Origin of the sequence: Desulfosarcina alkanivorans (assembly GCF_009688945.1) — a bacterium.
Classification (GTDB): Bacteria; Desulfobacterota; Desulfobacteria; order Desulfobacterales; family Desulfosarcinaceae; genus Desulfosarcina; species Desulfosarcina alkanivorans.
Genome location: NZ_AP021874.1, coordinates 1,488,024 through 1,507,497, shown reverse-complemented (window position 1 = coordinate 1,507,497; position 19,474 = coordinate 1,488,024). Strand labels below are relative to the sequence as shown.

At 58.2% G+C, this 19,474-nt stretch carries 17 protein-coding genes; 4 read left to right on the top strand and 13 right to left on the bottom strand.

What is annotated here, in order from left to right; translation table 11 throughout:
• Window positions 1-49: 49 nt before the first annotated feature.
• From DSCA_RS06625 to oah, 8 genes are all read right to left on the bottom strand, one after another.
• A complete protein-coding gene (locus DSCA_RS06625) occupies window positions 50-643 on the bottom strand; it encodes an indolepyruvate oxidoreductase subunit beta (protein WP_155315677.1) in 594 nt (197 codons plus the stop codon).
• A 107-nt stretch (window positions 644-750) separates the two neighbouring features.
• Complete coding sequence (iorA, locus tag DSCA_RS06620; protein ID WP_155315676.1) at window positions 751-2,613, bottom strand: indolepyruvate ferredoxin oxidoreductase subunit alpha; 1,863 nt, start codon at window positions 2,611-2,613, stop codon at window positions 751-753.
• Window positions 2,614-2,693: 80 nt separating this feature from the next.
• A complete protein-coding gene (gene had / locus DSCA_RS06615; RefSeq protein WP_155315675.1) occupies window positions 2,694-3,767 on the bottom strand; it encodes a 6-hydroxycyclohex-1-ene-1-carbonyl-CoA dehydrogenase in 1,074 nt (357 codons plus the stop codon).
• Window positions 3,768-3,931: 164 nt separating this feature from the next.
• Window positions 3,932-4,702, bottom strand: coding sequence for an enoyl-CoA hydratase/isomerase family protein (locus DSCA_RS06610; RefSeq protein WP_155315674.1), 771 nt, complete (start codon window positions 4,700-4,702; stop codon window positions 3,932-3,934).
• A gap of 65 nt (window positions 4,703-4,767) precedes the next feature.
• The gene (locus tag DSCA_RS06605) at window positions 4,768-5,199 is read right to left on the bottom strand and encodes a Zn-ribbon domain-containing OB-fold protein (protein WP_155315673.1); all 432 of its coding nucleotides are present in this window, start codon (window positions 5,197-5,199) and stop codon (window positions 4,768-4,770) included.
• 167 nt (window positions 5,200-5,366) lie between these two features.
• Window positions 5,367-6,536, bottom strand: coding sequence for a thiolase C-terminal domain-containing protein (locus DSCA_RS06600; RefSeq protein WP_155315672.1), 1,170 nt, complete (start codon window positions 6,534-6,536; stop codon window positions 5,367-5,369).
• 153 nt (window positions 6,537-6,689) lie between these two features.
• Window positions 6,690-7,439 carry an SDR family NAD(P)-dependent oxidoreductase gene (locus DSCA_RS06595; protein WP_155315671.1) on the bottom strand — a complete coding sequence of 250 codons (750 nt, stop codon included), beginning with the start codon at window positions 7,437-7,439 and terminating at the stop codon, window positions 6,690-6,692.
• Window positions 7,440-7,655: 216 nt separating this feature from the next.
• Window positions 7,656-8,789: a 6-oxocyclohex-1-ene-1-carbonyl-CoA hydratase gene (gene oah / locus DSCA_RS06590; RefSeq protein WP_155315670.1), complete on the bottom strand. Its 1,134-nt coding sequence runs from the start codon at window positions 8,787-8,789 to the stop codon at window positions 7,656-7,658.
• 413 nt (window positions 8,790-9,202) lie between these two features.
• Here oah and DSCA_RS06585 point away from each other — a divergent pair, with 413 nt between their 5' ends.
• Window positions 9,203-9,757 (top strand): GNAT family N-acetyltransferase, encoded by a 555-nt coding sequence (locus tag DSCA_RS06585; RefSeq protein WP_155315669.1) that lies wholly within the window; start codon window positions 9,203-9,205, stop codon window positions 9,755-9,757.
• Window positions 9,758-9,840: 83 nt separating this feature from the next.
• Window positions 9,841-10,476 carry an N-acetyltransferase gene (locus tag DSCA_RS06580; protein WP_155315668.1) on the top strand — a complete coding sequence of 212 codons (636 nt, stop codon included), beginning with the start codon at window positions 9,841-9,843 and terminating at the stop codon, window positions 10,474-10,476.
• A 104-nt stretch (window positions 10,477-10,580) separates the two neighbouring features.
• On the opposite strand, the gene DSCA_RS06575 is transcribed toward DSCA_RS06580, so the two are convergent.
• From DSCA_RS06575 to lon, 4 genes are all read right to left on the bottom strand, one after another.
• Complete coding sequence (locus DSCA_RS06575) at window positions 10,581-10,748, bottom strand: desulfoferrodoxin FeS4 iron-binding domain-containing protein (RefSeq protein ID WP_155315667.1); 168 nt, start codon at window positions 10,746-10,748, stop codon at window positions 10,581-10,583.
• A gap of 62 nt (window positions 10,749-10,810) precedes the next feature.
• Window positions 10,811-11,827, bottom strand: a complete 1,017-nt coding sequence (locus DSCA_RS06570; RefSeq protein ID WP_155315666.1) for a universal stress protein — start codon at window positions 11,825-11,827, stop codon at window positions 10,811-10,813.
• Window positions 11,820-13,409, bottom strand: a complete 1,590-nt coding sequence (locus DSCA_RS06565) for a bifunctional aminoglycoside phosphotransferase/ATP-binding protein (protein ID WP_155315665.1) — start codon at window positions 13,407-13,409, stop codon at window positions 11,820-11,822. The genes DSCA_RS06570 and DSCA_RS06565 overlap by 8 nt, the downstream gene beginning before the upstream one ends.
• Window positions 13,410-13,415: 6 nt before the next feature.
• Complete coding sequence (gene lon / locus DSCA_RS06560) at window positions 13,416-15,863, bottom strand: endopeptidase La (RefSeq protein WP_155315664.1); 2,448 nt, start codon at window positions 15,861-15,863, stop codon at window positions 13,416-13,418.
• A 1,154-nt stretch (window positions 15,864-17,017) separates the two neighbouring features.
• Here lon and rnhA point away from each other — a divergent pair.
• Together rnhA and DSCA_RS06550 are read left to right on the top strand one after the other, a co-directional pair.
• The gene (rnhA, locus tag DSCA_RS06555; protein WP_155315663.1) at window positions 17,018-17,767 is read left to right on the top strand and encodes a ribonuclease HI; all 750 of its coding nucleotides are present in this window, start codon (window positions 17,018-17,020) and stop codon (window positions 17,765-17,767) included.
• A gap of 266 nt (window positions 17,768-18,033) precedes the next feature.
• Window positions 18,034-18,570 (top strand): PilZ domain-containing protein, encoded by a 537-nt coding sequence (locus DSCA_RS06550; protein ID WP_155315662.1) that lies wholly within the window; start codon window positions 18,034-18,036, stop codon window positions 18,568-18,570.
• Window positions 18,571-18,672: 102 nt separating this feature from the next.
• Here the strand turns inward: DSCA_RS06550 and DSCA_RS06545 are convergent, their stop codons facing one another.
• Window positions 18,673-19,452 carry an amidohydrolase gene (locus DSCA_RS06545; protein WP_155315661.1) on the bottom strand — a complete coding sequence of 260 codons (780 nt, stop codon included), beginning with the start codon at window positions 19,450-19,452 and terminating at the stop codon, window positions 18,673-18,675.
• Between the last annotated feature and the right edge of the window lie 22 nt (window positions 19,453-19,474).

Below are 19,474 nucleotides of genomic sequence, written 5' to 3'. Positions count from 1 at the left end.
GCCTTTCATGCCGGCTTGGCCTCTAAAAAAGATGAACCCGGTCCTGAATTCAGGCATTTTTGGCGGCACTGAACCCCAGGTCAAAAGCCCTGAGATTGGCTTCAACAAAGGCCTTTTTGGTCTTGGTTCGAATGGCTTCCTCCAGGTTCTCCTTCGGAATGGGCACGATGCCCGTCTGAATCAGTGCGCCCAGCAGGACGATGTTCACCGACATGACGCTGCCGGCAGTCGTGGCCAGTTCAACGGCATCGAATGCAATCAGCCGTTTGGTCTTGGCCCTGATCAGCCGCTGGGCCTGATCCAGATCCGGGTAGGTGCCCCGGCCGATGGCTACGGTAAAGGGCGGCAGCGGTGCCATATTGGTAATGACGGTGGTTTCTGCATTGCACTTGTTCAGGGCCCGCAGGGTTTCGGAGGGTTCGAAGCCCACCAGGACATTGGCTTCCCCGTCGGAAATGATGGTGCTTTTCGCATCGCCGAACACGATGGCCGATTCGACGACACCGCCACGCTGGGCCATGCCGTGAATTTCACTCATGCGCACCGGCACGCCTGAAAGCAGCGCCGCTTCGCCAAGCACTTTGGAGGCCAGCAGGTTTCCCTGTCCGCCCACCGCAACAATAATCAGTCTTGTTTTCTCCATGGTCGTCTTCCTATTCATAAGGGCTGACGGTACTATCGTCCGGTTGATTGCGTCCGCCGGACGATCCCCCGGCGCAGCCCATGGTTCGCGTCTTTCAGCTCCGGTGCTCAGCCTGCCTGTTTCCCCTTGACCGGGGTAATGGCATTTCCCGGGCATATCTGGGCACAGACCGCACAGCCGACGCAGGTGTTGGCATTGATCTGAACCCGTTCTCCCTCCAGGTAAAAAGCCGGGCAGCCGATCTGGTCGATACAGTCCCGGTGGTTCTTGCACTTGTCCGTGACCCTGAAGGCGCGCACGTTCAGTTTCTTCAAACTGCGGGCATACAGGGTGCACATTTCCTGGGAGATGATCACCGACACCCCCTGGTGGTCCAGCGCCGCCTTGACCGCCTCGATGCTCTTTTTGACCTTGTAGGGTTTGATGACCGTGACGTGCTCCACGCCGATGGCCCGCACCACCGCTTCGATGGATATGCGGCCGTAACCGGAAAGGTTCAGATTGCTCATGTCCACGCCGGGGTTGGGCTGGTGGCCGGTCATGGCGGTGGTCCCGTTATCCAGAATGACCAGGGTGAAGTTGTGGTTGTTGTATACCGCGTTGACCAGGCCGGTGAGGCCGGAATGAAAAAAGGTGGAATCGCCGATAAAAGAGATGACCTTCTTGTCCGTGGCCTTGGAGAAACCGCAGGCGGTGCTTACCGAAGACCCCATGCAGATGAGAAAGTCACCCATGGCCAGCGGCGGGAGAAAACCCAGGGTGTAGCAGCCGATATCCGTGGGGTAGATCGTCTCCTTGCCCTCGGCGGCCATTTTGACCGCGTAGTAGGTGGCCCGGTGGGAGCAACCGGCGCACAGGTTGGGCGGCCGCTGGGGGATCTCCGGGACGTCGGACCGGTCGACCGGTTGACTCTCAATGGCAGGAACGCCGAAGTAACCGGCCATCACCCCGCGCACCAGGGCCGGGTCGAATTCATAGAGCCGGGAGAACAGATTCTCACCCTTGCCGGCAATGGACAGGGTCAGCCCCGCCTCCTGGGCAAAGGCCTTGACGGCCTCTTCCATGAAGGGCTCTCCCTCTTCGGCCACCAGCACCCGCTCGCATCCTTGAAGGAAGGTCTTGATCAGGTCCTGAGGAAAGGGGTGAGAAAAACCCAGGCGCAGGATACGGGTCTTGTCTGCGATGCCCAGTTCTTTCACCGCGTCGGAAACATAGTTGTAGCTGACCCCGTTGCAGACGATGCCCCAGGGGCCGTCCCCCTCGGTAAAGTTGTAGGCCGACGTTTCCGCCAGCGCCTGGGCCTTGTCCAGGTTTTCCAGCAGCTTCACGTGCAGGCGGCGGGAGACGGCCGGCACCGTGACATAGTTGAACGGGTCCTTCTTGAAATCCCCTTTGGTGTTGCGCGGGGTCAGTTCCCCCAGCGCCACGAAGGCGCTGGAATGGTTCACGCGGGTGGTGGTCCGCAGGATCACCGGCTCACCCAGTTGTTCGGACAGGTCAAAGGCGTCGACGGTCATCTGCCGGGCCTCCTGCACCGATGAGGGCTCGAATATGGGCAGGCCGGCGAGTTTGCCGTAGTAGCGGTTGTCCTGCTCGTTCTGGCTGGAGAACATGAAGGGATCGTCTGCCGTTAGAATCACCAGCCCCCCCTTGACCCCAACGTAGGCAAGGGTCATCAGCGGATCGGCCGCGACGTTCAGTCCCACATGCTTCATCATGCAGAAGGTTCGCAGGCCGCTGTTGGCGGCGGCCGCCGCCACTTCCAGGGCGACTTTCTCATTGGTGCTGTATTCGAAGTAGAGATCACTTTCATGGGAAACCTGGAACAGGTTCAGGGAGATTTCCGATGAGGGGGTACCCGGGTAAGTGGTGGCAAAGGCCACGCCGGCCTCGATGGCCCCGCGGGCGATGGCTTCGTTGCCCAGGAACAGCATTTTTTTGCCCGGGCTGTCTGTGAGTAATTTGTGCATCTTTTTTTTCCTGTAAGGTCTCGCCGCATCCATCCGGCTTTTACCGGCTGCTGCGGCAATGGTTGTTGTCAACGACGGCGTCAGGGCACCATGATCGCCCGCTGAACGATCTTCTTGTGGTGCACCATCTCGAAGACGGTATTGATGTCCGACAGCGGAAACGTTTTGACAAACGGGGCCATCTTCACCTTGCCCGACAATACCAGGTCCCGTACCGGCGGGTAATACCGGGTCAGGCAGCCCCAGTTGCCGCGTGCCGTGCCGTGAAAGGCCATGAGGTTGGACAGGCGGATGTCCACCGTGTCCATGGTAAAGCCCACCACGGAGAGGTGACCCCCGAAGGTCATGAGGCCGAAGGCGGTTTTCTGGCCGGCGGCAGTGCCGGAGGTTTCGAAAATCTTCCATTCGGTCCGACGCTTCCCCTGCGCTTTGACGAATGCGGAAACCGCCTTGCGCAGATCCTTGAAGGACCATTCCGCGGCGTTGAAGGCCTTGTCTACGTATGGCGCCAGGGCCTCGAGCTTGGCCGGGTCCACATCGATGACCACCACCAGGGCACCAAACGCCTTGGCGATCTGGGCGCCGAAGCCGCCGACCCCGCCGACGCCCACGAAAATGGCCGTATCGTCGGCGGTCAGTCCGGCATCGACGACCGCCTGGTACGGCGTGGTCAGCGCGTCGGCCACAACGGACAGCTGGGCAAGGGAAACATCTGCTTTTCCAACAGGCCGGTACCCCTCGTCTACCGGTACCTGACACAGCTGGGCGGCCGGGACGACGATGTGGCTGGCGAATCCTCCCTGGATGTCATTGCCGGGCATTTTCTGGCGGCTGCAGATGTTGCCCAGGTCACGGTTGCAGACATCGCAGTCCCCACAGGTCATGACCGCGGGAATGATCACCGCTTTGCCCTCCCACTGGCGGGCGTCGGGGCCGGCGGCGGTGACAATGCCGCTGATCTCGTGGCCCAGGGTCAGGGGCAGAGGGGATTTGGTTCTCACACCGTTGTAGTAAAATCCCAGGTCCGTATGGCACACGCCGCACCCGGCTACCTTGACCAGCACTTCTCCGGGGCCGGGTTCGGGGATGGGCGCCTCCACTTTTTCCAGGGGCTTCCCGGGTTCCGTCATCTGCCAGGATATCATGGACGCCATCACTATTTCTCCTATGGGTTAAGGGTCGATGATGAATTCATGGGGTGGCTTGACGGATACGGCGTTGGAAAACGCGATAACATAATCCATATTCGTCAAATCCTCAATTAAAATAGAGCGGACCTTCCAACCGAAAGGGCCTTTCTACCGACACCGCCGGCCCATTAACGGTTTTTCCACACCGGCCGACGCTTTTCCTCAAAACTTCTGATGCCTTCGAGGGTGTCTTCGGTTTTCATCAAGGTGTTGAGAAACAGGTCGCTGACCCCGGACAGGGCCCGTCTGAAGTCCAACCCCAGATGGGCATTGACGGCGCGCTTGTTCAGCCGGAGTATCAGCGGACTGCACCTCTTGATCTCACCCACCATCCCGTCTACCGTTTCCGAAAAATCGCTTTCACCGGACAGGTGGCCCACCAGGCCCATCTGATGGGCCTCCGCAGCCTTGTAGCGACGGCCGGTGGTGCAGATCTCCACGGCCCGGGCCGGCCCCACCAGCTGGGGCAGCCGGATGGCCGCGTAGGGGGGGAAGAATCCCAGTTTGATTTCGGGCTGGCCGAACACGGCCCCGGGCGACGCCACGATGATGTCACAGGCCATGGCCACTTCCATGCCCCCGCCCAGGCAGGCGCCGTGGACCGCCGCGATCGTCGGCACCGCCATGCGATGAACCAGTTCGAAGATGCGGTTGAAGGTGGCGATCATCTCTTCCACCATTTCCGGTTTGTGGTCGCCCACCTCCACGCCGGCGCACCAGCTGGGGCCGTCGGCCGCCAGCACCAGGCATTTCAGCGATCCGTCACTGGCCAGGATCTCCAACTGGCCGTTGAGTTCATTCATCATTTCGATGTTGAGCACGTTATGCTTGGGCCGGTTGAAGGTCAGGGTGGCCACGCCCTCGACGATTTCGTGGTTGATGAATTTCAGATGCGACATCTTTTTTCCTTAACGATAGTGCTCTCCCTCAGAACCGGGGGAGGGCAGGGTGAATGGAAACATGCTCAAACCTTGTGAAACACGTAATTGAGCCGACCGTCCGCAAGGGGGTTGGCTTCAACCGACAACGCCATGCCGATGGACAGGTCGGCTCCGGTGACGTTGCCGGCCATTCTGCCGAACAGCTTGACCTCGCCGTAATCCACCAGGGCGATGGTATAGGGCAGGTCCGCTTCGAAGCCTTTGGGACCAAAGGCCAGCGTACTGTAGGTAACCAGTTTGCCGGTGCCCTGAACGTCGAACCATTTCATTGTCGACGAGCGGCAGTCGCAGCAGTCCGCCCGGGGCGGGAAAAATGCCTTGCCGCAGGATTCACACCGGGTGCCGGTGACCCGACCCTGTTCCAGATGGTCGATGAAGTCGTTCACCCGCGTGGTGCCGGTGAAGCTCACCGTTCCGAATTTCCTGAAGCGCTCGTCCTTTTCTTTTTTCCCCATGATATTTATCCTTGACGGTTCCGTAAGAAGTCCGATATCTGCGTTACGCTTCATCCCTCGTCACTGCGGAGTACTTGCATGTACGCCTCGCTCCTCGGGACTCGCAAGCCTTGATCTCGGACCTCTTACAAAACCTCCCGAAATCAGGCTCTTGCACTTGTCCAATACTACTGATTGACCAGGATGGTCACGTTCCCGTAAAGACCCACACCGCCGATGTTGTGCACCAGGCCCACGCTTGCACCGGGGACCTGGATGTCGCCGGCTTCACCGCGCAGCTGCAGCACGATGGTGCGGATCTGACTGCCGCCGGTGGCGCCGATGGGATGGCCCTTGGAGAGCAGGCCGCCGTCGACGTTGACCGGTATGCTTCCCTCCAGATAGGTTTCCCTGCCGCCGATCAGGTCGCGGCCCTCTCCCGGACCGGCGAAGCCCAGATCTTCGTAGGCCATCATCTCGGCAATGGTGAAACAGTCGTGAACTTCCGCCACGTCGATATCCTTGGGCCCGATGCCGGCCATCTGGTAGGCCTGGGCGCCTGCCCGGCGGGCCACGTCCAGCCCGGTAAACAGATCCCGGCCGGCCAGGTTCACGGGTGCGGATGCCGAGCCGATGCCCCTGATCCACACGGGTTTGTCACACAGGGCCTTCGCTTTCTCGGCGCTGGCCACGATGATACAGGAACTGCCGTCGGCATTGGCACAGCAGTCTCCCACCCGCAGGGGGGAGGCCACGGATGCGCTCATCATGTTTTCCGGGTCCGTGAACATGTCGGCCGCCACCGCCTTGCGGTAGACGGCACGATCATTGAGCTGGCCATAGGTGGACGCTTTGACGCGGATGGCGGCCAGGTCTTCGGGTCCGGTGCCGTAAGCGTCCATATGAGCGCGGGCGTACATGGCATAGTAGGCGGGCATCATGGTGCCGAAGGGGCTTTCCCACTGGATGTCCGCACCCCGCCCCATGCGCTCCTGGGTCTCGGCGGAGGAGATCTCGGACATCTTCTGGAAGCCGACCACGGCCACCAGGTCGTGCAGGCCCGATTTGACCAGGCTGTAAGCCAGTTTCAGTCCGGTACTTCCCGACGAACACAGGGTCTCCACATAAAAGGTGGGGCCCGGGTTAAGTCCCAGGTACTCTGCAAAAACCCCGGCCGGCGATCGCTGCAGGTCATACTCGGGGGCCGAGCAGACCACGGACGCGTCGATTTCCGCAGCCGTGATGCCGGCATGGCCCAGGGCATCGGAAAACCCTTCGAAGGCGAGCTCCCGCACCGATCCCGGATAGAACCGGACGAAAGTGCTTTGTCCTGCGCCGATAATGGCGACGTCATTCATGATGGTATTCCTCTATATAGGTGTTCAGGCTGTAGACTATTGACTGTAGGTTTTAGGCTGTAGGTTTTAGGCTTTAGACTGTAGGCTGTAGGTAGAGATCATAATGGATAAGAAATGTATTCACTTCAGCCTCACCTCCTACTGCCTATCTACCTATATGTACTGCCCGCCGTCCACTTTGATGACTTCCCCGGTGATGTGACGGGCCTTGTCAGAGGCCAGAAAGGCGATGACGGATGCCAGGTCCTCGGGCTGGCCCACGCGTTTAAGAACGATTTCGGCCATGGCCAGGTCGATGATCTTGTCCCGGGCCTCGGATTCTTTCAGCATGGCGGTTTCGATCAGGCCCGGCGCCACGGCATTGACGTTGACGCCGAATGCGCCCAGTTCCTTGGCCACGGCCTTGGTGTAACCGATGATGCCTGCCTTGGAAGCAGAGTAGTTGGTCTGCCCGAACTTGCCCCGCATGCCGTTGATGGACGTGACATTGACAATTTTTCCGTACTTCTGGCCCTTGAACAGGGGGGCTGTGTGCCGGGTGAAGTTGAAGTAGCCTTTCAGGTTGACATCCATCACCCGGTCCCACTGCTCCTCGGACATCTTCCAGCATACGCCGTCCCAATTCATGCCGGCGTTGTTCACCAGGATGTCCACGCGGCCGAAGGCCTCCAGGGTCGCCTGGACCACGGATTCAACTTCGGTGAAGACGGCGATGTCGCAGGCCATGCAGATGGCCTTGCGGCCCATGCGTTCGATCTGTTGGACCACGTCTTGGGCCTCGTCCGCATGGCGGCGGTAGGTGAGGCAGACGTTGGCGCCCTCTTTGGCCAGTTCCAGGCTGGCGGCGGTGCCGATACCCTGTGATCCGCCGGTGACGATGGCATTTTTACCCTCGAGCAGCATGTGAGTGCCTCCTTCGATTGAAACGTCTGGTTTTGTATGACAGGATTCGAGGATTCAAGGGGGTGAGTGTTGTATCGGTTGCCAAGATTCCTTGATCCTGAAACTGATGCTTGACTTCCTTTCACTCGAACCCTTGAACCCCGGGCCCCTTGAACCCTTGTCGGCAATAAAGATGCCTATTGACGCTGTTTGTAGACCACCGACAGGTTACAACAGCTAAGCACTGGGCCTGCCCAGCACGGCGGCCATGAATTCCAGGTCAAACGCATCGCCGGCGGCCTGGCGGCGGCGGTACTCGATGAAATCGATGGTGTCCCGGCCGGTGATTTTTTTGGTATTGAAGGCGTTAAATCCCAGGTAGGCTTCGCTGTTCATGTTGGCCGCCAGCCAGTGGCGGTTGACGACCTTGGCCTGATCCCAGAAGAATTTTTTCTTCATGCGCACGCCTTCAACGCTTTTGATCAGGCAGCCGGGAAAGAGGTTGGTGTAGGTCCACAGAATCTTGTCGACCTCCTTGTCCAGCAGTTCAAAATCGGTGGCGGCCGATTTGACATACCCCCTGGCTTTTTTGGCCGCATCACCGGTTTTGTATTCACCGTAGACGATTTCGCCATCGGCCACATAGCGGTCCGTCTCGATGGCCGGGTTGCGGACCCAGCCGTCAGGGTCCTTGATTACCGGCACGCATTTGGAAATCAGGCCGAGTCGTTTCATCTTGTAGGCACTCCACATCTCGCAGGATACGCAGTTCCACATGGCCAGTTCCAGGGGCAGCATCCAGGGCAGGAAATCGGTGCTGCCCCCGTCCGGTGCGCTGCCGTGCTTGGGGCCGGCCTGGCCGAAGATGGCCAGGTCACTGGACAGGGTGATGTCACAGGCCATGCCGATCTCCTGGCCGCCGGCGACGCGCATGCCGTTGACCCGGCAGATCGTGGGTTTCTTACATCCCAGGATGGCATCGACCATGGCGTTGAACAGGTCCATGTAGAGGCCGTATTCGTTGGGGCGACCGGCGTAGTACTCGGCGTATTCCTTGGTGTTGCCGCCCGTGCAGAATGCCTTGTCGCCCATGGCCGTAAAAACCGCGGCCACCACCGAACTGTCGGCCGACGCCCGATGAAACCCGGCAATCACCCCCTTGACCATCTCCGTGGTGTAAGAGTTGTACTGCCCGGGGTTGTTCAGGATGATCCAGGCCGAGAACAACCCGTCGACGGGTGCCCCCGACGGGTCCAGTATGGGGCGTTTTTCAAAAACGATTCCGGGGGCGTCGCTGGAAAAATGTTCTTCTTCCCACAGGTGGTGGTTCTTGATTCCGGATTCTCGCGGCAGCCAACTCAGGTCACTCATGTTTTCCTCCCTTCGGGGCGCCCCGAAGCGGGGTCGCAGGTTCAGGACGTCTATCGGGTCCGGTTTTCATGGACTCATTTTCGCGATTTTGACGGTTACCGATGTGAAAAGGAATAAAAATCAAATAATGGATGAAATTCATTTGCTAAAAGGTTACATATTAGCTATATATTAGCTACTAATGGGGTTAGTCAAGAAAAAAAAAGAAGCCTGCCGATATCCCTTTCATCACCAGTGATGCCTCTGATCGCAGGGGCTCTGGGCGCTGTTTGGCGCAGCCGTTTTTACGAATGGCCGGCGGGCCGCCCGGGCAACTTGAGATCTGCATGGCAATCTTGACACTGCCGTTCCGGACCGGTAAATAAATACCTGTCCAGAGCCGGCTGACGCCAACGGCGAAGGAGGTCGAAACCGTGAGATATCCGAAAGAATGTGTCCTGAAGGAATGTGTTGAAGCGGTGATCCGTCCGCTGGAGACAGGTGACCGGCCATTGCTGGACGCCTTCTACCAGCGAATCCCCGAGTCGGATCGATGGTTCATGAACTATGATGTCATGGACTGTGCCATCATGGACAAATGGTTCGATGCCGTAAAAAAAGGCAGCGTCTGCTCCATTCTGGCCCTTTGCGAAGCACAGGTGGTCGGTCAGGGGAGTCTATACCTGCGCGGTTTTGGCGCCACCAGTCACGTCGGCAGATTCCGCATCGTGGTACTGCCGGAATTCAGGCAGAAACGGCTGGGGACCTGGCTGCTGCTGGACTTGATCCAACTGGCCATGGACCGGGGGCTGGAAATGCTCCGGGCGGATCTGGTGGCCGGCCTCGAGGACAACGCCATCGACGCTGTCCAGAAATTCGATTTTTTCAAGTATGGCCAACTCAAGGATTATGTGAGGGATATCAACGGCAATCGCCATGATCTGGTGATTATGGTCAAGCGGCTGCACAAGGAGTGGAGTGATTATTAACGGGCGTCAGGGCATGGTTTTACAAGCCTTCCGGAGTTCCAGACGCCCTTTTCGGCCAATCACCCTGGAGAAGACAGACGGCTTTGAGCGATCCCATTCAAAAGGAGATTGTCCGGTCGACCCCCGCCGGAACCATTACCCTCCGGTCCTTCTGCACCCCCGAAGAGATCCGGTCCTACCGCTTTGACAGTCAGTTTGGCACCCACGCCCAGTATAAATCCATTTACACCAGACGGGACACCCTCGAAAAGCATGCCGGAAAAGCGGACGCCAATGTGGTGGTCGCATTGAGGGCCCGTGATCAGATCGTTGGTTTCGGTGTGTTCAGCCATCCGGCGGCCGATGAGCGGTGGACCGAACTGGGCCCGGGCATGATGATGGAGATCAGGGCGGTGGAAGTGAGCCGCAGGTTGCGCGCTTTCAAACTGGCCGGTGATCTGGTGCGCCTGATGTTGGATCATCCGCGGATCGAGCAGATGATTGCCTACATGGTCGGTTACTCGTGGACCTGGGATCTGGATGGGTCCGGCCTCAACGCCCAGCAGTATCGCAACCTGCTCATCCGGTTGTTCAGCCCCCATGGATTTGTCGAGCTGCAGACCAACGAACCCAATATCTGCCTGAAACCGGAAAACCTTTTTATGGGCCGCGTTGGCCGCGAGGTTTCCGATCAGGTCCGCAAGGATTTCAAGTGGCTTCGGTTCGGTGTCACTCCTTAAAGGTGCTGCGAAAACGAGCGAAATCCATGCACTCGATATCCGTACTCATTTTATTGGGCGGTCATGTTTCGCGAGCCGATATCCAATACCCCTGCAGGCCCCTTTCAGGGTGTACCGGGGCGGGCCATGTCGTGGATCAGTTTTTTAGCCTTGTCGGGCGTCACCTCAACCATTTTTTGATCGCAACACACCAATTCCCCCTTACCTCCGGTGAGGACTGCGACGATAGCCCCGCATTCCCTGCATTTGAATACCTCGGATGTGGTTGTCATTTCGTTCCTCCTTTTGTATCGATGAGACCTTTATTCTGCCTATTTCAATGCGGCCATCCGCATCAGGGGTCGTCGTTCCGGCCCCCAGATCGTTTTTCGGACCCGGCTCCGGTAAATACGTGGATTGAACGGTCCTTGCCATCCGGCTCGTCGTCGACCATGGTTTGGTCCCAATGGGTCAATGCACCGGAATCGGTGACCACCACCACGGGACAGGCGGCCCGGTAACCAACCCGTTCCACCGCGCTGCCCGGATACCATTTGCCGGACTTTTCCTTCGTGTGGGATCCCATGATGATCAAATCGGCCTTTTTTTCTCTTGCGCCGTCGAGTATTTCCAGGTGGGGCATGGCCCCGGCCCGGATCAGGTACCGGTGATCGGTTCCCTCCAGGTAGGTTTCATAAAAGGACCCGAGCCGATTTTTCGCATACGCCGCATCGGCCGCGTAGTCGCTTCTACTGTATTTCGGGGCGGGGGGCACCGGGATCATATGAAACACTTCCAACTGGCTGTGGAAATGCGAGGCCAGCCTGGCAGCAAAAACAACCGCGCATTCGCAGGACCGGGAGAAATCGACTGCAACCAGGACCCGCTGGAACACCAATTGATCCCTGGTCGCGGGTCTGTTGACCACCATTACCGGAGCGGTTTCACGGGTGATGACGTTTTCAACCGTCGACCCGACCCGACCGGCGATTCTTACCACCCCCCTTTCTTCCGCGCGGGTCGAGTGGGGCCCCAGCACGATGAGATCGGTATCGACCTCCCCCGACCACCGAAGGATCTCTTCCCACGGGTAGCCGGCGGTGACCCTGACTTCATGGGGAATATCCGACAGGTCGGCCATATAGGTTTTTTCCAGCGTCTGGGCGATGGTCCGTTCATAGTCCGGGTCGGCAAGCATTTCCGTTCCGGTTCTGAAATGACGGACCAGCCGGCGATCATTCGTCGAGGCGGACTCCATCACGTGAAGCAGATACAGGCGGGTACCCTGCAGCCGGGCCAACCGGGAGGCCGATATCACCGGCGCATCACCGGTGGTGACAATGTCCGTTGCGGCTACAATGCGATTAAACATGCTCGCCTCCTTTGCGGGTGAAACCGTCCATCAGGGAATCGGTCATCAGTATATGGCCAAGACAAACCGCCGGGGAATTTTCGGTGTCCACAGGAATATAGATTGCGTCGGCGATTCGGGAAAGCGGTTCGAAGCGTTTTTTAAAGGCTTCCAGGTGAATCAGCCGGGCATCCGACACCGACGGCCTGGTCTCGCGTTTCAGCAGCCGGGCTGCAAGGGTCGGTTCTTTGGCTCCGCACTCCACAAAAACCGGCATGGCCTCAAGGCTCGCGGCCATGCGAACCGCCTGGGTCCGGCGGGATGCCCGGCTGAAGGTGGCATCGATGATTATGCTGTTTCCTTTCTTGAGGTCTTCTCGGGCCAGCGCGAACAGCCGTTCGTAGGTAATGCCGGTGGCATAGGCCGAGTACATGCCATCTTGATAGGCGCCGCCGGCGGCAGGCCCGAAAGAACCGGCGAACAATTGCTTGCGGATCACATCCGAGCCTATCACATCGGCGTCAAGGACCGATGCCAGCGTACGGGCGATAGTGCTTTTTCCCGAGCCGGGCAGGCCGCAACAGATCCACAGAAACGGCCGGTTGAAGGCAGCGGCATATTCATGGGCCATGGTCAGATAGCGACCGGCAGCCGCAATCATGCCGGGATCCGCACGGCGACTGCCGTACTTCCGGATACTGAAGCAGCTCACTTTGCAGCGCACCATGGCCCGGTAGCAGCAGTAGAAGGCCAGCAGGGAAAGGGCGCCCATATCGCCGGTCTGTTTCAGATACCACCGGATCAGCGACCTTGCCGTCTGCGGGAAACGGTTGTATTCCAGGTCCATGACCAGAAACGCAAGGTCGCTGATAATATCCAGAACGCGCAACCGGTCGTTGAATTCGATGCAGTCGATGATTTGGATGCCCTTCTTGGTGAAGTAAATATGATCGGTTCTCAGATCACCGTGGCCATCCTTGATCTTCCCTTCCATTCGGCGGCGGTGAAACAGGCGTTGATGTCTGCGGAAAAAGGACCGCGAGGCGGTTCGGACGAACTCGAATTGCCGCCGATCGATCCACCTGCCGGCAAATCTCTCGGCCAGCTGCAGATTCTCCTCCCAGGCCAGGGACGCGGGTGGGTCCGTTTCGCGTCTTTTCGGGGCCAGGGCGTAAAAGCCGGTCAGCAGCCGAACCAGCTCCTCGACATGGCCGTCGTTCAGGGTCCCGCTTTGCAGGCGCTGCCGTATTGAATCGGTTTCGGAGAGCTGGTGCATTTTTACCGTGTACTCCACTGTTTCTCCAGGCCCGTCCAGCCCATACCTGTCGCCTTGGAGGGTGATGGGAATCATGTCGATATAGACCATGTCGGACAGGCGGCGATTCAGGGTAATTTCCTGTCGGCAGTAGTGCATCCGCTTTTCAAGAGTCGTAAAATCGAGAAACCCCAGATCCACCGGTTTTTTAATTTTGTAAACGAACGCGCCGGTCAAAAACACCGTGGAGATATGGGTTTCCCGCCGCCCGACAGACGCCACCGGATGGGGGTAGAAGCCTGGATTCATCATGGCCTCGACAATCCTTTGCTGATGGCTTTTCTCCATGTGGAATCATCCCAGGGCGGGCATCCTTTCCCGGGTGCCTGCCGTATGTTTTCCCTCGGAGAGAAGGGACAGGGCAAAAGCATCTTCGACCCGCTCCACCAGCCGCACCGTCATTTCCCGACGCACCTCCTGCGGTAGTTCATCCAGGTCGCGATCGTTTCGCCGGGGCAGAATGACCGTGCGCAGGCCGGCCCGGTGAGCGGCCAGCACCTTGATTTTGATGCCGCCCACAGGCAGTACGCGTCCCCGCAGGGTCACTTCACCGGTCACCCCCGCATCGCTTCTCACCGGCTTCCCCGTGTAAATACTGGTCATGGCCAGCACCATGGCCAGACCGGCGGACGGGCCGTCTTTGGGGATGGCGCCCGCCGGGACGTGCAGGTGGATATCCGTGTCTTTGAAACGCCTGGTTTCGATTCCCAGGTCAACCGCTTTGGAACGCACATAGCTGTGGGCGATCCGTGCGCTCTCCATCATCACGTCACCCAGGTGTCCGGTGATGGTCAGTTCCCCCTTGCCGGGCATGCGTGTGGCTTCGATAAACAGGATTTCTCCTCCATAGGCGGTGACGGACAGCCCCGTGACAATACCCGGGATATCAATGGCTTCGGACAGTTCCGATTCGAACAATGGTTTTTTAAGCAGCTGCCGGACCCTGTCCGGCGTGATTTCAACCGGCCCCCGCTGCCCGGTGGAGATGTTCACAGCCGTTTTGCGGCAAACAGCGCCGATCTGGCGTTCCAGATTGCGAACGCCAGCCTCCCGGGTGTAGTCCCGAATGATGCTGGTCAGGGCCGGTGTGCTGAAGGTGATCTCTTCCGGGAGCAGCCCGTTGGCTTTGATCTGCCGGGGCAGCAGGTGCCTGTCGGCAATATGCAGTTTCTCGTGTTCCGTATAGCCGTCCAGGGCAATGGTCTCCATGCGGTCCCGCAACGGGGGCAGGATGGTTTCCAGCTGGTTGGCGGTAGTAATGAACATCACTTCGCTGAGGTCGAAGTCCACATCGAGATAGTGGTCCCGAAAGGCGTGGTTCTGGGCCGGGTCCAGAACTTCCAGCAGCGCACTGCCGGGGTCCCCCCGCCAGTCGCTGCCCACCTTGTCGATTTCATCGAGCATGAAGACGGGGTTGCGGGTGCCGGCCCGCTTGATTGCCTGGATGATTCGTCCGGGCATGGCGCCGATGTAGGTGCGCCGGTGTCCACGGATTTCCGCTTCGTCACGCATGCCCCCGAGGCTCATGCGGGTGAACCGCCGCCCCAGGGCCCTGGCGATACTCTGGCCGAGGCTGGTTTTGCCGACGCCGGGCGGGCCTACCAGGCAAAGCAGGGTGCCTGTTCCCTGGATGCCCCCATCCGGTTCATCCGGCTTCGAGGGATTTCCGCGTTCCTTGACAAGTTTTTTGACGGCCAGGTATTCGATGAGCCGGTTCTTGACGTCGTCCAGGTCGTGGTGGTCTTCATCGAGGATGACCCGGGCATGGGTGACATCCAGGCGGTCGTCGCTCAGGGTGTGCCAGGGCAGGTCCATCAGCCAGTCGAGATAAGTCTTGATTACCGCATGTTCCGCGGAACTGGGGTGCATGCCCTTCAGGCGGATGAGTTCCCGGCGGGCCTCTTCGTGGGCTTCCCTGGGAAGGGCCGCCTTTGCGAGTTTTTTTTCGTATTCGGCTGTTTGATTGCCGGCCTCGCCGTCTTCCCCCAACTCCTTCTGAATGGCCTTGATCTGCTGGCGCAGGTAGTAGTCGCGCTGGGCCTTGCCCATCTCTTCGTGGGTTTCGGCCTGGATTTTATGGTCCAGGGAGAGGACCTCCTTTTCACGGGTCAGCAGGGAAATCAGGGCGCGCAGTTTGTCGTTGAGATCATCGATCTCCAGTATCTTCTGGCTGGTGGGCACTTTGATCCTGGAATTGGCGGCGACGAGATAGGCCAGATAGCGGGGATCTTCGATGCTTTCCAGGTAACTGCCGGCGTCCTCGGAGAGATTGGGCATCAGAGTGACCACTTCCCGGGCCAGGATCTGCAGGCGACGTTTCAGGGCATCCAGTTCAACGCCCTCCTCTATCCGTTCGGGACTCAGCTCGATGCGGGCAACCAGATAGGACTCGGTTCGCTGCCAGAATTTAACACGGAAGCGCTCGATGCCCTGAACGATCACATGGAAGTGGTTATCGGATAGTTTTATCGCCCGATGGATGCGGGCCACCGTGCCCACCTCGTGGAGCTGACCGGGTACGGGTTCTGCGACACGGGGCTTCTTGCTGGTGAGCAGGCCCACCAGATGATTGCCGTCAATGACGTCTTCAACCAGTTTCATCAGGTTCGGGACGGCCACGGCCAACGGCAGGACCATGTAAGGGTAGGCCACGAGGTCGTTCAGGGGCAGGATGCCCAATTCACGTGGAATCTCTTTGTGGTCGTCGGAGTTGCCTTCCGATTTGAACAGGTTCAGGGCCATAGAAAAACCTCCCTGTAAAATGACCATGCAAACCGAAAACCATAAATTCACCTTCCAGGCCTATCCGGTGGCTGCCTGAATAACCGTCTGGCTATTGGAAAAGGGCGTGACCGCTCAGGTACCTTAAGGTGGACGTTACTGACCGGGCGACGGTTGAAACGATAATAATGCGGCCAACACGGCAGGGACCGACGTGAAGCCACGGTGTTCGTCACCGATGCCGGGCGACCGGATAGCGTCTGACGGTGAAGGCGGAATTTTTCACAGCCTGTAAAAAAAGCTGACACCTCCTGAGCCGAAGAACGGTCACAGGGAGTCGCGGTTGTTCAGACGGGCGTTGGGCTGGTTGCGGGTTCAGTCAGCCGGCACATTGTGCGAAGGGGGGAGAACCGTCGGTGCGTTCAATGGATGCTTCGGCGTTAATTATTCCATTTCCATTCTGAACGTCTGTGAAGGGTTTAACATACCCATTCTTTTCTTCCTGTATCAATAATTTCAATTCTAACCTGACACCGGAAATGCTGTCAACAACAGGGCGATGATTCCGTTTTCGACGACCCGCCGCCGGAATACACCATCCCCTTGTTAACGCATTCAGCAACCAGGCTTGGTGATGGATTGGGGAATGGGGTCTGATGAACAGCGTCGCGGGCATTAAAGGTCCAAGACAGGTCTTGATTTGGTCGACACGTCAGGTACAATAGTCGGGTGCTTCTTCAATCCAACAGGAATCCCAAATGACCGGTTTTTTCTCAGGCCCACCGCTGCTCCTCCATATATTGATCGTTGCCATGGTCAATGCCTTTTTTTTCCCCATCATATATAACTGGTCGGGATCCATTCTCTATGCGTTTTTGATCAGCGTGGGTATCCTCTGCCTGTATGGGTTGATAGCGATATGGCTATTCGGCAAGCGGAAAAGGTAAGTGCAGGTATCTGCCTTGACTGTTGGTGTTTATCCCGCTTATATGGTAATTTTTTTAACGTGTGGTACTACCCGTCAGATGATCGGATTTGGAAAATAGGGCATTGCCAAACACCGGCCATGTTGGATATAGGTCCTGCCCACAAAAGGCAGGATGGGTGAATGACGCCACTTGGATATGAGCATAACGATCTCCCGTGGTTTGCAGCGGGGTGGGTACGAACAATATATGGCTGAGAAAAAATACTACGCGGTTGCCGTCGGCAGAAGCCCGGGCGTTTACACCCAATGGTTCGGGAATACCGGCGCTCAGGCCCAGGTCAAAGGGTTTCAGGGCGCCCGCTACAAGGGCTTTCCGACAATCGAGGAGGCGCGGGCGTTTATCCGGGAGCGGCAGGCGGACATAAAAAAAGGCGCCGGGTGCCCCAAGCAAACAGGCAAGCGGCCGACATCCAGGCGCCCCCCTGCGCCGGCGGTTTCCCTTGAAGGTCGAATCGTCATTTACACCGACGGTTCTAGTCTGGGTAATCCCGGACCCGGCGGCTATGGCGTGGTCATTCCGTCGCCTGAGGAACGCCGGGAATTTTCCGGGGGGTTTCGCAAAACAACCAATAACCGCATGGAACTGCTGGCCTGCATCATTGGTCTCGAGCAACTCGAAACACCCTCGGCCGTGGCCATTTACAGCGACTCCCGATATGTGGTGGATGGTATCACCAAGGGGTGGGCAAAAAAGTGGCGGCGCAATGACTGGCGCAAGAGCACCGGCGATAAAGCCCTGAACATCGATTTGTGGGAGCGCCTGCTGTCGCTATGCGAGCGGCATGACGTGATGTTCGTCTGGGTGAAAGGGCATGCGGGGAACCCCGGGAACGAACGCTGCGACCAGCTTGCCACCCAGGCTGCAGCCCAGCCAAACCTGCCTTCCGACATCGAATATGAAAAGGTTTTCTCGCCTGCTGCCGGAAAACGAGACTGAACCCATCTATTATTAAATCGGCATTTACGTGCCTAAAGTCCTTCGTTAACATGGCGATAATCACCTCAGGAACGTAAACGATCAAAGATCGAGCCGCATCGCTTGTCTTTTCCGCCCAGTTGGCGTGCCGCATCGACGAATATGGGTAATGCCCGCATGCAACCGTTGGTGCCTTGAATACGAGCGGAGAATTCCTGCCATGGCGCTCCTCTGCTTTCGTTTTCAGTCCTGACGATGTCAATCCGAAGAACAGATAGGCGAGGTTCATGGTTCAGAACGCCGGTATCAAACAAAGATCCGATACAGCCGCCGGCCAGCCGGCTGAAAAGACCATCGCACGCGTTTTTCTAAACGATCGGGAGGAGGGGACGTTCACCTGTCCGGCGTGTGACAGGGGGGTGATCAAGGACTTGAGTGACTTTGCCCGAACCCGGTCGGCGATTCGGCTCAAATGCAAATGCAGATGTGGAAATGTGTACCGGGTGCTGGTGGAGCGCCGTCGTCATTTCCGAAAGCCGGTGAACCTGATAGGGATGTTTTTTTTTCAGGGCTCAGGCGATCGTCCGGCAAAAGGGCTGATCAAAATCCGTGATATCTCCCAGTCCGGCATTCAATTCTCCGTAAACAGCATGCCCGAATTCGAGATAGGGGACAAGCTTGTCATCGAGTTCACCCTCGATGACAAGGAACACTCCAAGATTCGAGAGGAAGGCATCGTCCAGCGCATCCAGTCCAATATTATCGGTCTGGCGTTTAAAACCACCGATCACTACGGCAAACTCGGCCAGTATCTCTTTCGATAGATGACGGTTACTTAACCGGTCGAAACCCGTTTGGCGGATGATTTTAGGGACTTGACCATCCCCGATCTCGAGGGGTTAAGCCGGCCGTCCGGATGGCGCGGGTCACCGGATTACCATGTGGTCATCGGCATCCATCCAGGCCGGAAAGTTCTTTCGGCAGCCGTTCAATGCCTCAGCGGAAAAGATGTCGGCAACCATCGCCTCCTTGTGGCTCATACCGGCCACCAACCGGCCCGTGGGGTCGATGATGCAGGTATCCCCGCTGTAGGTATAACCGTTGCCGTCCACGCCCACCCGGTTCACACCGGCTACGTAACACTGGTTTTCGATGGCCCGGGCCTTCAGCAGCGTCTTCCAGTGGGAGGCACGGCGCCGGGGCCAGTTGGCGACAAAGATGGCAGCATCATAGGCATTGTTGAGATTGCGGGTCCAGATGGGAAATCGAAGATCATAGCAGATGAACGGGCGGATTTTCCAGCCGTGGCATCTCACCAGCAGATGCCCGTCACCGGGTGAATACACCTTTTCCTCGCCGGCGTAGCGGAACAGATGTTTTTTATCGTAACGGTATTCGCCGCCGTCGGGCGTGACCCAGAACAGGCGGTTGTAAAAATGGCCTTTTTCTTCGATGATCAGGCTGCCGGTGAGGTGGGCCCCGGTTTCCCGTGAACGGTCTTTCATCCAGCCTACCGTCTGTCCGTCCACTTGATGGGCAAGGCGCGCGGGGGACATGGAGAATCCTGTGGAGAACATCTCCGGCAGCACGATGAGGTGAACGCCGGCAGGAACCCGATCGATCTTTTCCCGGAAGCGGTGAAGGTTGGCCTCTGGATCTTCCCATACCAGATCCGCTTGAATCAGTGCGATTTTCAGATCCTGCATGGCACCTCCGCCGCCTGTTCCG

What these genes read in the sequence shown, in the direction of transcription:
- DSCA_RS06605 (WP_155315673.1), bottom strand. Translation starts at nt 5,199, where the DNA reads ATGGGGAAAAAAGAAAAGGACGAGCGCTTCAGGAAATTCGGAACGGTG.
- DSCA_RS06575 (WP_155315667.1), bottom strand. Translation starts at nt 10,748, where the DNA reads ATGACAACCACATCCGAGGTATTCAAATGCAGGGAATGCGGGGCTATC.
- DSCA_RS06595 (WP_155315671.1), bottom strand. Translation starts at nt 7,439, where the DNA reads ATGCTGCTCGAGGGTAAAAATGCCATCGTCACCGGCGGATCACAGGGT.
- DSCA_RS06625 (WP_155315677.1), bottom strand. Translation starts at nt 643, where the DNA reads ATGGAGAAAACAAGACTGATTATTGTTGCGGTGGGCGGACAGGGAAAC.
- oah (WP_155315670.1), bottom strand. Translation starts at nt 8,789, where the DNA reads ATGAGTGACCTGAGTTGGCTGCCGCGAGAATCCGGAATCAAGAACCAC.
- DSCA_RS06545 (WP_155315661.1), bottom strand. Translation starts at nt 19,452, where the DNA reads ATGCAGGATCTGAAAATCGCACTGATTCAAGCGGATCTGGTATGGGAA.
- DSCA_RS06610 (WP_155315674.1), bottom strand. Translation starts at nt 4,702, where the DNA reads ATGTCGCATCTGAAATTCATCAACCACGAAATCGTCGAGGGCGTGGCC.
- rnhA (WP_155315663.1), top strand. Translation starts at nt 17,018, where the DNA reads ATGGCTGAGAAAAAATACTACGCGGTTGCCGTCGGCAGAAGCCCGGGC.
- had (WP_155315675.1), bottom strand. Translation starts at nt 3,767, where the DNA reads ATGGCGTCCATGATATCCTGGCAGATGACGGAACCCGGGAAGCCCCTG.
- DSCA_RS06570 (WP_155315666.1), bottom strand. Translation starts at nt 11,827, where the DNA reads ATGTTTAATCGCATTGTAGCCGCAACGGACATTGTCACCACCGGTGAT.
- lon (WP_155315664.1), bottom strand. Translation starts at nt 15,863, where the DNA reads ATGGCCCTGAACCTGTTCAAATCGGAAGGCAACTCCGACGACCACAAA.
- DSCA_RS06550 (WP_155315662.1), top strand. Translation starts at nt 18,034, where the DNA reads ATGGTTCAGAACGCCGGTATCAAACAAAGATCCGATACAGCCGCCGGC.
- iorA (WP_155315676.1), bottom strand. Translation starts at nt 2,613, where the DNA reads ATGCACAAATTACTCACAGACAGCCCGGGCAAAAAAATGCTGTTCCTG.
- DSCA_RS06600 (WP_155315672.1), bottom strand. Translation starts at nt 6,536, where the DNA reads ATGAATGACGTCGCCATTATCGGCGCAGGACAAAGCACTTTCGTCCGG.
- DSCA_RS06565 (WP_155315665.1), bottom strand. Translation starts at nt 13,409, where the DNA reads ATGGAGAAAAGCCATCAGCAAAGGATTGTCGAGGCCATGATGAATCCA.